The following is a 12,893-nucleotide window of genomic DNA, read 5'->3' as shown; positions in this document are numbered from 1 at the left end:
TCAGAAGTCGGCTTTAAGCACTACGCGGTAGCGGGCTTTGCCGTCACGCACGTGCTGGATAGCTTCGTTAATTTGCGACATCGGGTACAGTTCGGTGGTGGGCGACACCTTGCTGCGCCCGGCAAACTTCATCAGCTTGCGCAGTTCGAACGGCGTACCGGTCGCCGAACCAGAGATACTGCGATCGCCGGCAATTAAGGTGAACGCCGGAACCGGCAGCGGCTTCAGCACCGCGCCGACGGTATGGAAGTTACCGCCGTAGGCCAGCGCTTCAAAATAGGGCTGCCAGTCGAGATCGACGTTAACCGTGTTAATAATGAGATCGAACTGGCCCGCCAGCGCTTTTAGCGCATCCGGATCGCGGCTGTTGACCACTTTATCCGCCCCCATCGCCAGCACTTCCTGCTCTTTCGCCGGATTGGAGCTGAACGCGGTCACTTCGCAACCCATCGCATGTAACAGCTTAATGGCGATATGCCCCAGGCCGCCGATGCCGATCACCCCGACGCGGCTGGTGGCGGTGATATGGTGCATCAGCAGTGGTTTGAACACCGTGATGCCGCCGCACAGTAATGGGCCAGCGGCCGCAAGATCGATACTCTCCGGCAACGGGATCACCCACTGCCAGTCGGCCCGCAGCTTCTCGGCAAAGCCACCGCGATTGAGTATCGTGGGCACGGACCCTTCCAGACAATTAATCTGATTACCGCTGATACAGGCGTCGCAGTGCCCGCAGCTGCGCGCCGTCCAGCCAATCCCGACGCGCTGACCAACCTTCAGGCCCTTATCCTGCGCCGCGCTGCCGAGCGCCGCCACGCGACCAATCACCTCATGCCCGGCAACCAGCGGATACTGAGAGAATCCCCATTCGTTGTCGATCATCGACAAATCAGAATGGCAGATACCGCAGTAATCGACCTGGACTTCGACATCTTCCGGCTTAAGCTCGCCCGCATCATATTCATAGAGTTCGAGTTCGCTGCCCGCCGCTTTTGCAGCGTAGCTTTTTATCATCGACATCGTGTTTCCCTCAGTATGGTGTTGAACTGGAAGTGTAGAGCATGGGGAAACGGGACGCTTCGCAGAAGGGGGGATTAAGGAGAGGGCAAACTGTGATGAGGGTTACAGCTAAGAAAGGTAATGCTGAAATTTTCAACACTTAGCGAGCCAGACACACGCTGGCGCTTGCATGGTGGCGCATGACAGGTATAATCCACAACGTTTTCCGCATCCCTTCCGTGCCGGAGTGGCGAAATCGGTAGACGCAGTTGATTCAAAATCAACCGTAGAAATACGTGCCGGTTCGAGTCCGGCCTTCGGCACCAATCATTTTATTTTCAATAAAATCAGTCAGTTACGATAAATATCTTAACTCTCTGTCACTGAAAATTGCAGTAAATCCCATCACAAGAAAATGCCGCTGTGGTTAGTAGTGGCGATCAGGATATTAACTCACATCGGCGTGTAGTTTCTAGGCTCAAACACGTATCTGTTTGCAACTTGAAGCCAATGACGCCGCCAGCGTCTTTAAAAATTCTGAAAACAGCGACGCTTACGACGACCTTAGCGCGGGATAAACAGGCGAATGATGGGATTCCTAACCAGTTCGGGAAAGCGGCTGGCTCTACCCCGTTTCATGCACACGATAGTGTATACCTGACTTACTGCTCGTTACCGCTGATACTACTGCTGAAAGCCTACGGCGCTGATCGATGGTGTACCCATCACGGCGCTAAATGGCTTCTATTGCCTGAATTCTTACTTCACCCGTAATGTTTTATTTGATGCTGCGTTCACGCAGGGGCAACGAAGATCAAAACAATGCAACCTGACAACAAACTTACGTTTTAATTGGGAAGAAAACCTGAACCAGTTAAGGGCAGAGTTAAATTTGAAAGCCGGTAATACGAACGCACCAGAGCCAATCTAAGCTATCAAGATATCTTATCCACCATTGGAGTAGTCTACGCCACGATAACGCCGCCTACCTCCCTTAGATTTGCGAGAATCGCGATTCTGAAAAAATATTTTACACAGCCTTGCGCTAACCCTGTAGAATACCCCCCGTTGAAACTATCAGGCAGATCGCCAGGGCTATCCCCGAAGCGCGCCGCCTGTTAGGTAGATTCGCGTTCTTAAACGCTGGGATTACAGAGAGCCACCCAGCCGTAATGGAAGCCTGACGGCCCGCCCGTCGATACCTTCCCCGCCTGCCTAATGTGGGCGCTGACACCGCGACTATGAACCCCCATCGCCAGCCAGGCGGGGAGGATTCATTGTGCGCGACGTTCGCCGCCTCCCCGCTTCGCTGGTTATGAATTTCATAACCCGGAGCAACCCGCATGACCCCTGAATACCTAACGTTAGACCTGGCCGCGAAACACTTCGGCATTAGCAAATCCAGCATTTACGCCGCCCGACGTTGGAATCTGGAGCTATTCCCGCGCCCGGTATCCCTGAGCCACGACCGCAAACACGAATACAAAGCTGATGACCTGGAGGCGTTCTTGCAGACCGTCGCCGGTGATTTACTGGCAAAGGCAGCGCTTAAGGAGTCGGCAAAATGAGCCTGATCCCCTCGCTTGAATCCCTTTCGATGGTGGCCGAGTCGCTGGGATTCGACATGGCGACAGAACGTTACCCAGACGAAGACCGCGGCGCTGCAAGTATCGTTGCGATTCTCGCTAATCCTGACGCCATTACCGCCAAACTGGCAGAGTGTGCCACCGTTGCTTATGCAGGCGGTGACGCATGAAATCCCCACGCGCCAACAATCAAAAAACTGTAACCGTGCCAGATCTGACGAGGGCGGAGGCGCTGGAATGGGCGCACACGACGCTAATCACCGGCGGCTATGTTCGCCCGGAGGAAATTAGTTTTCGTGGTTTACGTGCGGCCGATCCGATAAGCGCGATCCGCAACGACAGGCTAATCCCCGTCGCGCGCATCATGAAGCCGTCCGAGAAGTACCAGACGACGACGCCCGACGGCCGCACCGTTACCCGTTCCCGCCGTGGCAAAACGGATTATTACCGCATCACGGCCGACGAGCTGACGTTATATCGCGCCGCCCGCCCGCAGCAGATCGCCCGCATGACGGAGCAGCGCGCCAACCGCCGCCGTCGTGACCTGGCCGCGCGTGTTATCGCTGAGCTGAGCCGCACCGGTGAGGCGGCCAACATTCCGCCGGTGTTCCGTGAATGGGCAGCGTTAGCAGTACCAGCGCCAGGCGTAGGCACTTCAGCGCCATCTATTGAAATTTCTATCCAGGAAAAACCAGTATGCAAACAGCAGTAAGCGCCCGCGCCGATGACATTCGCCAGGCGGCGAACGATGATAAATTTATCACGCCGGTAGTAATCGCAACCGGCCGCCAGCGCTGGAGCCAGAAACAGGGCAAACACGTAATGCAAAGCCATTACAGCCAGGACGACCACAAGGCCGCGCGCAATATCGACGAGCTTTGCGCCTTGCTGACCGCCCACGGCCAAAAGCTGAAGGAAGATAGCGACGCTGGCCGCGCAGATTTAAAGAACCTTTTACCGTTCTATTTCGGCGGCGGCCTGGCGAATGGAGGAATGCCAGTAACCGGCAGCGGCTACGATATCCCATACACAGCGACGAAGGACGCGGCGAACGATTGTTATCGCCGCCGTAACGTGTCCGACGTTGCGCCGTGCTCAATGGTAACGCTCGACGCTGACGTTTTGCCGCCGTCGCTGGTGGACGTGCTGACCGGCCGCAACGGTAACGCGGCAGTGTTGGACGACTACCGCGCATTTTTCCATACCACGGCCAGCAGCACAGAGGCAGAGCCGCGCGCCCGTATCGGTTTTATTCTGGCCGAAGCCGTGACCGTTCAGCAGAAAGCGACCGTTTGCTCCCAGCTTGAGCGCCAGATTATGCGCCAGGCCGGAGCAGAGCCAACCGACGCCGCAGGGCATTACGTTTACCAGGGCGCGCCGGTGCAATTCGATCCGAGCGTTTACCGTGACGTGCAGGTTAATTTCATGCCTGAAGCCGACGCCGACAAGCTGGATATTTTCGACGGCCCGCAGATCTTCCCCGACGACTTGCCGCCATTGTCCGAGGCCGACACGTTCAGCTATGCCAACGCAGGGAAGAAGCGCCGCGAGTCTGGCGTTTATTCCGTGCCTGACGAGCTGACAGGCGACGCGGCAGAGCTGGCCGCCTGGTTTATCGGCATCGGCGGCGAGCCTGGCAACAAACCAGGGCTTTACACGTTGCACGACCACCCGTTTAAGAGCGAGGAAATCGAGCGCGGCCACGATACCAGCTTTGCATTGCAAATCGACGGCGACGCTACGTTATCCCGCTTTCAGAGCGAGCGCGCAACCTGGCGCGCCCACTGCGAAGAGTGCAAGCAACAGGGCAAATCTTCGCAATACGTTGCGGCCGTTATGCTGGGATGTTCGCCGGAGCTGGCCGCGCGCGTATGGGGCGGCGAACGTTTCGACGTTGCCAACGCTGACGACTTCCCCGACCTGGGGCCGCAGGAACCCGCCGAAACGCTGGCGGGGTTAGAGGACTACGACGCAGCGGCCGACCCGTTTGCAGATCTGGCCGCCGTGGACATTTTCAGCCCGCCCGGATTGCTGGGGGAGATTTACCGCGACGTTGAGCGCCTGGCGCACCGCTCGTTACCTATGGCATCGATCGCCGCCGCCATTCAGTTAACCGCCGTCGTGGGCGGCCTATCTGGCAAGCGTTCAGTAAACGGCGGCAAATTATCCCCGCTTACTATCACGTTGGCGCTATCCGCAGCCGGTAAAGAGCAGGGGCAGAGCTACGTTAAGGACATGCTCGACAGCCTGACGCTGAATGATGAAAGTTGCGTGCGCTTCGCGCTGGCGAAACCACGCAGCGACAAAGAAGTTATGCGCAACGTGTTACGAAACGCCGTCGATGTTTGGGAGGCTGACCCCGTCCAGGCAGAGCGCGCGAAGCCGAAGCGCTACGGATCGACGCTGGTTATTGGCGACGAAGCCGACCAGCTATTTTCCGCGATGGGGAACCGCAACGCGGCGACGTTTACCGCAGGGATCGGATCTGTTTTGCTGGAGGTTATTACCGCGAAACGCTTCTCTTATTCCGGCTTACACCGTGAGGAAGAGTTACACGCCATTACCACAAAGCGCGAAGCGTTAGAGAATAAATTAGAGGAAGCGGCCGCAGCGTTGGCGATTTGGGAGAGCGGCGAGAAACCGAAGCGTAAAATCATGCCGAAGAATAAGGCCGAGCGCATCATTAAGGGCGGAGAGAAAGCATTACGCCGCCTCGCTTTACGTGAAACGCTGGTTATCAAAGGCGTTCGTAATCCGGTATTTGCCGCGCTGCTTTCAGCCGTTCCGGCCACGTTCTCCCGCTTTATCAGCGATAACGCCGCTGACAGTGGGTTACTGAGCCGCGCTTATCTTGCTGGCCGGTGAGGAAGTCGGACGCCTACGCGACAATGTGCCGGAGTTCGACACCGACGCACCAGAAACGGCGGCGATCCTTCGCAAGCTGGGGGCAATGTTGGGCGGCGTGGACTTTGACGACCTGAGCCAACACGGCCAGCCTGAATATCAGCTAACCGAAGAGGCGCAGGAGTACCGCGAACGCCTGAAGCAGATTTTCGAGGATGAAGAGTACCGCGAGCATCCAACGTTAGGCGCTATTTACCGTCGCGCTATGCTTCGCGTTGACGAGCTGGCGACGTTAACGGCGCTCGATACCGGCGTTATCGATATTGCCGCCTATCATTGGGCCACAAAGATTTTTAACGTAAGCACCGCATCAATGCGCGGCATGATTGATGCGAACAGCGCCCCGACAGTTGGCGCAGCGCTGAAGCTGGCTATCGTTAACTATCTGCAAGATCCACGCCGCCACGGCAGCGCGTCAAAGTCGAAGATCTGCGAAGGTACAACGCGCGGTAAAGTAATGCGCCAGGCGCGACAAGCGGCCAAGCTGGCGGGGCAGGTTGACCCGTTCGACGTCGCTTTTGATTCATTGCTCAAAGCTGGCGTTGTCAAAGTGGAGGCGCGCAAAGGTGGCGAGCAAGTAACGCTACTCAAGAAACTGTAATCAGCAACCAGCAACCAGCAACCCGGCCACAGCGCCGGGTTTTTTATGGCCGAGTTCGCCGCCGTCCTCGTTAATGCTTCTCTCATTCTCTTAGATTCTCTCAAGTTAAGAGAAGCATAAACCCAGTAATACCAATGCTTAGAAGCTATATTTCTCTCATTCTCTTACTTTTTAGCTTTTCATTTTTTTTATATTTTATTGGTTACTTTCTTTATAAATACTCTCTTACTTAGAAAACGTGAGAATGATAGAAGAACGGGCGGCAGACCGCGCCAGCACTGGCTTTATGCTTCTCTTACGCTGAGAGAAAGTTAGAGAAACAAGAGAAGCACGGCGGCCGACTTCGCAGACCCACCGCCGGTAGTCGCTCGACCCCTACACCCCAAAAGTGCGGGCCGCCTTGCTGGTGGAGAAAAGCGCCCGCTCGCTACGCGGGAAAATGATTATAAGAAAAAGTGATGATTAATCGAATATTTATTACTTATTATCATGATAATGGTCAAATAATCATCAATTATTCCCCAAGACGGCCTAAAAGTAACTTAGACTCCCTCTATGTTCTCGCGTGTCGTGATCGCCCGCGAGTTCAGCACATAGCTCCCAACGTGAGAGCACCCCATGACCCCGAACGAGTTACGCCAACAGGCCGACAGCCTGAAAGAGCGCGGCATGTTTCGCCGTGCCGCTAACGGCCTGCAATTGGTCACAGCCCACAAAGAAGCCACAGAAGCAGAGCGCGACGCCGCCCAAGCTGAGGCCGCCCGCATACTGGCGAAGCATTGCCAGGCCTCCGCCGCAACCGAGCGCGAGAAAGCCAACGCCCGCCAGGCCCGCCGCCGTGCCGCAGCGAGAGAGGCGGCGAAAGTTACTACCGGTAAACGTGGCGACGGACTACGCGCCGCCCAGCAGCAGATAAGAGAAGCGCGGGCGATTCGCGAACAGTGGAAGGAACAACGATGGACAGCGTAAAAGGGATCGACCTGTTAACCGGCGCGGCCACGCTCTTAAAAGAGTGGCGCGGCGTTCCGGCCGCCGCTTTGCTGAAGATGTTTATCGAGCTACCGGCAGAACAGCAGGGCTGCACCGAAGAAGAGGCCACCGGCAACCAGCGTCACGCGCGCGCGTTGCTTGCCTACATCGAGGGCGGCGACTTTGACCGCGCCCACCAGCTACACCAGCGCCAGCAGGAAGCGCTAAAACATGCCGCTTTGCTGGTGACGGAAGAGGCAGCGGGGAAGCGGCGCAAGGTACAGGCGCGCCAGCAGCGTAAAAAATGGCTACGCGAAGAGGTGGCAGCGCTGAGCCGTGCCGGTGCAACACGCCGAGAGATAGCCGCCCGTTTAGGTTGTAGCGGTTGGGAGATCGGCGCAGCCGTTAACTGGAACCGTAAACAGGGCATCGATCTAACCGCGCAGAAGAAGCCAGGGCAATGATTGAAACCACTATTGATAGCGCGGCCCGCAACATGGCCGAGATTGTTCGCCAGTGCCAGCGCCGCGATGAACAATTTCACCTATTCGAACGGGGCGGCGATATTAACCCACCGATTAACGGCGTGCCGCAGCCGCACGCAGCCGAACCCGCCGCCGTGGTTATCAGCTTTCGCCGGTTGCGTTGGTTAGAAGCCAGATCCGCCGAGTTGGACGGCCGCTAACCATAGTTACAACATCCAAAATATTACCCAGCATCGCCCACCAGCCAGCCGCCGAGCTGGCTTTTTGTGCCTGGCAGGTAGCTAGGCGGCAAGATATGCCCGTTACATATTGGGTATGCCCCAAGTGTAGCGTTTAGCGTAGCGGTAGAATGCGCGTTACAGATGTTACACTAAATATGTTTGACAACCTATAATGTAACTTTTAAAGTGTAACACATATAATGTAGCGCCAGAGAGATTCAGCCCATGACTAACCGCATTTACTCTTACCTTCGTGCCAGCACCAACGAGCAGGACGCGACCCGCGCAAAATCCCAGCTTGAGAAGTTCGCTGCCAGTTACGGCCGCACCATTGCCGCCCCATTCATTGAGAACCTGAGCGGCGCTAAATTGGATCGCCCCGCGCTGATGAAATTGATTGAAATCGCACAGCCTGGCGACGTGCTGTTAATCGAAGCAGTAGACCGCCTGACCCGTTTAGACGAGGCCGATTGGAATAAGTTAATAGCAACCATCGACGCTAAAGAGCTGGCTATCGTGTCGCTTGACCTGGCTATGACTTACGACGCGCTCAAAGCACTGACACCGGCGGCAGAATTAGACCCAGCAGAAGCCAGCGCGCGCGAGTTTCACCGCCGCTTGATGAAGGGCCAAACAAGAATGATGCTGGAAACGCTGGCCGCCGTTGCACGTAAAGACTACGCAGACCGCCGCCGCCGCCAGGCGCAGGGCATCGCCGCAGCGCGCCAGGATGAAACCAAGTACAAGGGCCGCCCAGTAGACGAAGCCAAGCGCGCGCACATCGCTAAATTGCTGGATGAAGGTATGCCACAGCGAGAGATCCACCGCCGCCACAGCTACAGCCCGACCACGATTAGCCGCGTAGCTAAGGAACTGGCCGCCGAACGCACCGCCACACTGGCCGAGTTCGGCTAATTGGATTAATTGAAGGTTGCCAGCCCGCTATTATAGCGCGCATATTCAATGACCACACATGCACAGGGATAGTCACATGCAGCAGATTACTGCCGCCAGTTTCTACAGCGTAATGGCTAACGCGTTTCATGTACCAACCGACTTAACCACCGGTCCACAGGCGAAGCCGTTCGTTATGTTCACCGATGGGGGCCGCGTTACGGTGGCGAAGCCTGACGGCAAGCGCCGAGCTATCAGCCCCAAAGAGGCGCACGCTTTCTTTGAACATTATCAAGCCACCGGCAGCACCACCGCCAGCCACTATCGCGAGGCCAGTTTTAATGCGTCCTACCTATTAGCCGCGTTGAAATATATTCAACACGCGGCGTAAGCAGCAGACAGAAAAAAGGCCCTCTATCTTTCGACAGTGGGCCTTCTTGTATCCATACAACCAGCAAGCGCGCGCCAACGCACAGGCCGTATTATACCCGGTCGGGCCGCGACAGGCTAGGCGCTTAACTAATTGATAGTTAACTGTTAGTGATATAATTCCCGCCAGAGACTAACCGATGAAGAACCGCCCCACATCAATAAACATCGATCCCGCAGAGCTGGCCGCAGCTGATGAAGCCGCCCGCGCAGCTGGCCTAAGCCGTAGCGCCTGGATTGTGACCGCGATTCGTTATGTGCTGGCTAGTGGAGCACCACTAACCGAGGCGGCTAACGTTACCGGCAGCGTATCGAACGGCGCAGATCTGCCGCCCGCGTCACTGAGGTTGAGCGCCAGTTAGCATTGCTGATGCAGCAGCCAGCCGCACCCGCGACAGCAACAAAGCCATCCACGGCAGCAGCACGCCGCCGCCTTGATACCGATGCCGCAGCAATGGCTATTCTGATGGAACGTTACAAGCAGGGCATAGCGCCCGCCGCCGTAGCCACCGAACTAAATGCCGCAGGCTACACAACAGGAGGCGGTAAGCCGTGGGATAAAGCCAGCGTATCGGAAATAGGTCAAAGGCGATAAGGCGGAGGGGGGAACCCCCTACGGCCCTACTGGCTCATAGGCTCGCCGACGGGCCTACCCCCAAAAACGCAGGGCGCACACTCTCTCTATATTCGCCGGTAAAATACGCGCAATTCTAAATGTTCGTGTATATACACCTAGTGCAAATAATAAAAAGCATGCTTATTTACCCCACCCTTTTTTTATTTAACCCATAGTCTTCCCTTCAAGATTTTATAAAAAAGTCTTATATTTCTGGCTCATGGTCAGTGTTTATTAACAATTAATATACGGCATAGGGTAAAATATAGGAGTGCTTCATACACCCAGCGATAAGGATTAACCCCGCATGACTACGGCAATGCATGCCGCCCGCGATGCGATAGAACTACGCACGATATATTTTACCGAGGCGGCTAAATCTATTAATTTGAATACGGTCGAACGCGCGTTAATTGAGATCGTAAATAAATATCCGACGGAAAATAAATATTCGTTTTCTCCCAGCTATCCGAACAAACACGGTAAGCCGGTGGATATTCTGACCGAAGAGAGCGGCGAAACCTTTCTCGATGCCGTTCGCCATTGCGTCGATTGGCTGACCCATTTTGATCTGGTCAAAACCCAGCGTAAGAGCTTCAACACCCACCGCAGCGCTTACGGCTACAAACACGCGGTAGAACGTTGGGTTAGCCACGTTAAAAACCACGCTTGTGGCGGCGCAATGCGCGATTACATCCCGATGCACGCCTTTTGTGTAGCTGCCTGGATTCTGAGTATACCCGAGCAAAGCACCGGCGGCGGGAACCCGGTTTACCCCCTCTCAAAGCGCACGCTGGATCATGCTGAATACTCATATCAGCCCGAACCGTTCGCACGCTGGAGCAAGGCGAAGCACAAAGCCACAGTGGCTAATGCTGATCGCCTGACGCAGCTGGTGCAGGAACGTGGCCGCGTGAGTCTATTCGACTTGGAAACATTACCGGCTTGCAGTTGGTGGCGGGCGCTGAGCTTTAACGAACGTTGTGCAGCTGTGAGCGAGTTACGCCACCATACAGCACGCCGCGTCTTCGTATCGGGCTACGTCGGCGACCAGCTGGTGCTGATTTACGCCGCCCCGGCGGCTAAAGATGACACTTATCAAGAGGCAGTGAATGGCTAACCCACGATTAAAAGAACTGGAAGAACTGGCCGCGACGCTAACCGGCGTCGTGATGAATGAGGCCGATCCGCGCCACTGGCCCGGCGGTTTAACGCCGGTGCAGGAGCTGAGCCGCGAAGAGCAATCAGCGCGAGTCATCTGTAAGAAATCCGCAGCGCTGAGCGTGTCGCTACTGCAAAAGGTCACTGATCTACTGAACGCGACGGTCAACCCTACCAGCGCGAACGCAAGAGCGGCGGCGAAAGCTGACGACGAGGCCGCATTGGCTGAGCAAATCCGCCAAGCTAACGAAGAGGTGGCGCGGATTTTCGCAGACCTAGCCCGCGACTACCCCAGCCACTAACGAATACAGGCGGCTAAATTGGCCGCCGAAACGGATTAATGAAAAAGGGATTTTTTCTACTTGTAAATTTTTATGTTTTAAAATGACTAATATCAACTCTGAAAAATGTTCTTTCTGGTTAACTGTGATTTTACGTTTATAAGAACTGATTCAAAATGAAAAAAATATTGATAGCAGCTACTTTCATTACCCTCGCAGGGTGCGCATCTAAGTCTTCTCCAGAGCGGCATGCACTTTATTATGCGCGTCATGATCCAACGATGTCTGGCGGGAATTACGTCAAGAATCCAACAGAAACAGCACGATCAAATTTGCCTACTTATCAAAAAATCTATAAGCAAGGGCAAGAGGCGAAAATAAAAGGGTTCACGCTCGAGCAGGCACAATCAGTCGCCGAAGAAATTAATCAGGCGTCTGCACATGCAACGAGCGGGACAGAAACATACATGAATATGAAAGAGCACAAAACACAAATAACGCCTGATGCACGAGCTTCTCAACTTTGGGGGCAGACTCTAAAAGATACATTCATGGATGGTTATAACGGAGTGAAATGACCTATTTAACAATGCGTTATACTATAATTTGGATGGTGGGGATTAGTACTGCTGTATGAAAAAAATAATGATTTTTTTGCCATTTTTGATGGTTGGTTGCAAAGATACCTCTGTGAAATCTCAGTGGGACGTATGGGTATGCGATGAAGGAAAGGCTTTTTATACACATATAACTGAGTCAGGAAAAGCAGAAGCACTTATATATGATGAAAAGGTTACTGAAATAACAGTACGTGGGGATACATGGGTTTTTGAAAGTGCTGAAGCACCCGGCCATCGCGGTACAATTATTTTTAAATCTCAACAGGCTACATTAATAAATCAGAATATCGAAAAATCGCCGCCGGTAAATGAGTGGTCATACGTTTGTTTGTTTTCACGTAAGATCGAATTATAAACCGTACGAGTACAGTATATACAAATATAGCGGCGATTAGGTCAGCTTTAAAAAAATACTTTCTCAAAGCTGACTAATTCAATATATGCCGCTAATTCTTTAACTGATGCGGCATGTTTAGAATAAGTTTTAAAAGATTCCGTTTTGCCTCTTTCATGCCCCATAAGTAGGGCGATCCTATCTTCTGGTACTTGGTTTCGGTCAAGTTGTTGAGCAAATTCGTGGCGAAGGCTATGAAAAACTTTTCTCTCAGTTCCTCGTTCACCCAGGGAAGGTGCGAACAAGTTCCTGATATGAGATCATCATATTCATCCGGAGCGCATCCCAGAGGGACATCATGAGCCATCAACTCACCTTCGCCGATAGTGAATTCAGCACTAAGCGCCGTCAGACCCGAAAAGAGATTTTCCTCTCCCGCATGGAGCAGATTCTGCCATGGCAGAATATGACCGCTGTCATCGAGCCGTTTTATCCCAAGGCGGGCAATGGCCGACGGCCCTATCCGCTGGAGACCATGCTGCGTATTCACTGCATGCAGCATTGGTACAACCTGAGCGACGGTGCCATGGAAGATGCCCTGTACGAAATCGCCTCCATGCGCCTGTTTGCCCGATTATCCCTGGATAGCGCCCTGCCGGATCGCACCACCATCATGAATTTCCGCCACCTGCTCGAGCAGCATCAACTGGCCCGTCAATTGTTCAAGACCATCAATCGCTGGCTGGCCGAAGCAGGCGTCATGATGACCCAAGGCACTTTGGTGGATGCCACC

The 12,893-nt window shown here is 54.4% G+C and carries 17 protein-coding genes, 1 tRNA gene and 2 pseudogenes; 18 read left to right on the top strand and 2 right to left on the bottom strand.

What is annotated here, in order from left to right:
* Complete coding sequence (gene ahr, locus OGY37_RS12220) at positions 1 to 1,020, bottom strand: NADPH-dependent aldehyde reductase Ahr (protein WP_003839634.1); 1,020 nt, start codon at positions 1,018 to 1,020, stop codon at positions 1 to 3.
* A gap of 220 nt (positions 1,021 to 1,240) precedes the next feature.
* On the opposite strand from ahr, the gene OGY37_RS12215 reads away from it, so the two are divergent.
* The 17 genes from OGY37_RS12215 to OGY37_RS12135 all read left to right on the top strand — a co-directional run bounded on the left by OGY37_RS12215 (position 1,241) and on the right by OGY37_RS12135 (position 12,121).
* Positions 1,241 to 1,325: transfer RNA gene (locus OGY37_RS12215), tRNA-Leu, on the top strand.
* A 1,017-nt stretch (positions 1,326 to 2,342) separates the two neighbouring features.
* Positions 2,343 to 2,567 (top strand): helix-turn-helix transcriptional regulator, encoded by a 225-nt coding sequence (locus OGY37_RS12210; RefSeq protein WP_267451205.1) that lies wholly within the window; start codon positions 2,343 to 2,345, stop codon positions 2,565 to 2,567.
* Positions 2,564 to 2,755 (top strand): hypothetical protein, encoded by a 192-nt coding sequence (locus tag OGY37_RS12205; RefSeq protein WP_267451206.1) that lies wholly within the window; start codon positions 2,564 to 2,566, stop codon positions 2,753 to 2,755. Before OGY37_RS12210 ends, OGY37_RS12205 begins: the two co-directional genes overlap by 4 nt.
* Positions 2,752 to 3,297, top strand: a complete 546-nt coding sequence (locus tag OGY37_RS12200; protein ID WP_286620929.1) for a hypothetical protein — start codon at positions 2,752 to 2,754, stop codon at positions 3,295 to 3,297. Before OGY37_RS12205 ends, OGY37_RS12200 begins: the two co-directional genes overlap by 4 nt.
* Positions 3,282 to 5,450 (top strand): hypothetical protein, encoded by a 2,169-nt coding sequence (locus tag OGY37_RS12195; protein ID WP_286620928.1) that lies wholly within the window; start codon positions 3,282 to 3,284, stop codon positions 5,448 to 5,450. Before OGY37_RS12200 ends, OGY37_RS12195 begins: the two co-directional genes overlap by 16 nt.
* Positions 5,437 to 6,090, top strand: coding sequence for a hypothetical protein (locus OGY37_RS12190; protein ID WP_286620926.1), 654 nt, complete (start codon positions 5,437 to 5,439; stop codon positions 6,088 to 6,090). The genes OGY37_RS12195 and OGY37_RS12190 overlap by 14 nt, the downstream gene beginning before the upstream one ends.
* Positions 6,091 to 6,708: 618 nt before the next feature.
* Entirely contained in the window at positions 6,709 to 7,059 is a 351-nt protein-coding gene (locus tag OGY37_RS12185; protein WP_286620924.1) for a hypothetical protein, read from the top strand.
* Entirely contained in the window at positions 7,047 to 7,523 is a 477-nt protein-coding gene (locus tag OGY37_RS12180) for a hypothetical protein (protein WP_286620922.1), read from the top strand. The genes OGY37_RS12185 and OGY37_RS12180 overlap by 13 nt, the downstream gene beginning before the upstream one ends.
* Positions 7,520 to 7,744: a hypothetical protein gene (locus OGY37_RS12175; protein WP_267451211.1), complete on the top strand. Its 225-nt coding sequence runs from the start codon at positions 7,520 to 7,522 to the stop codon at positions 7,742 to 7,744. The genes OGY37_RS12180 and OGY37_RS12175 overlap by 4 nt, the downstream gene beginning before the upstream one ends.
* A 246-nt stretch (positions 7,745 to 7,990) precedes the next feature.
* Positions 7,991 to 8,680, top strand: a complete 690-nt coding sequence (locus tag OGY37_RS12170) for a recombinase family protein (protein WP_286620919.1) — start codon at positions 7,991 to 7,993, stop codon at positions 8,678 to 8,680.
* Between the two features lie 76 nt (positions 8,681 to 8,756).
* The gene (locus OGY37_RS12165; protein ID WP_267453070.1) at positions 8,757 to 9,050 is read left to right on the top strand and encodes a hypothetical protein; all 294 of its coding nucleotides are present in this window, start codon (positions 8,757 to 8,759) and stop codon (positions 9,048 to 9,050) included.
* A 178-nt stretch (positions 9,051 to 9,228) separates the two neighbouring features.
* Positions 9,229 to 9,450, top strand: coding sequence for a hypothetical protein (locus OGY37_RS12160; protein ID WP_286620911.1), 222 nt, complete (start codon positions 9,229 to 9,231; stop codon positions 9,448 to 9,450).
* Between the two features lie 8 nt (positions 9,451 to 9,458).
* Positions 9,459 to 9,683 (top strand): recombinase family protein, encoded by a 225-nt coding sequence (locus OGY37_RS12155; protein WP_286620909.1) that lies wholly within the window; start codon positions 9,459 to 9,461, stop codon positions 9,681 to 9,683.
* Between the two features lie 328 nt (positions 9,684 to 10,011).
* Positions 10,012 to 10,824, top strand: coding sequence for a hypothetical protein (locus OGY37_RS12150; protein WP_286620907.1), 813 nt, complete (start codon positions 10,012 to 10,014; stop codon positions 10,822 to 10,824).
* Positions 10,817 to 11,167, top strand: a complete 351-nt coding sequence (locus OGY37_RS12145; RefSeq protein ID WP_286620904.1) for a hypothetical protein — start codon at positions 10,817 to 10,819, stop codon at positions 11,165 to 11,167. The genes OGY37_RS12150 and OGY37_RS12145 overlap by 8 nt, the downstream gene beginning before the upstream one ends.
* Positions 11,168 to 11,322: 155 nt before the next feature.
* Complete coding sequence (locus OGY37_RS12140; protein WP_286620902.1) at positions 11,323 to 11,724, top strand: Exc2 family lipoprotein; 402 nt, start codon at positions 11,323 to 11,325, stop codon at positions 11,722 to 11,724.
* A 55-nt stretch (positions 11,725 to 11,779) separates the two neighbouring features.
* Positions 11,780 to 12,121, top strand: a complete 342-nt coding sequence (locus tag OGY37_RS12135; protein WP_286620899.1) for a hypothetical protein — start codon at positions 11,780 to 11,782, stop codon at positions 12,119 to 12,121.
* Between the two features lie 47 nt (positions 12,122 to 12,168).
* Here OGY37_RS12135 and OGY37_RS12130 read toward each other — a convergent pair.
* Positions 12,169 to 12,393: pseudogene (locus OGY37_RS12130) on the bottom strand (tyrosine-type recombinase/integrase); the annotation flags it as partial.
* A 65-nt stretch (positions 12,394 to 12,458) separates the two neighbouring features.
* Between OGY37_RS12130 and OGY37_RS12125 the strand changes: the two are divergent.
* Positions 12,459 to 12,893, top strand: a pseudogene (locus OGY37_RS12125) (IS5-like element ISKpn26 family transposase); the annotation flags it as partial.

Origin of the sequence: Citrobacter sp. Cpo030, assembly GCF_030333005.1 — a bacterium.
GTDB lineage: Bacteria > Pseudomonadota > Gammaproteobacteria > Enterobacterales > Enterobacteriaceae > Citrobacter > Citrobacter portucalensis.
This window is presented reverse-complemented; position numbering and strand designations above follow the sequence as displayed.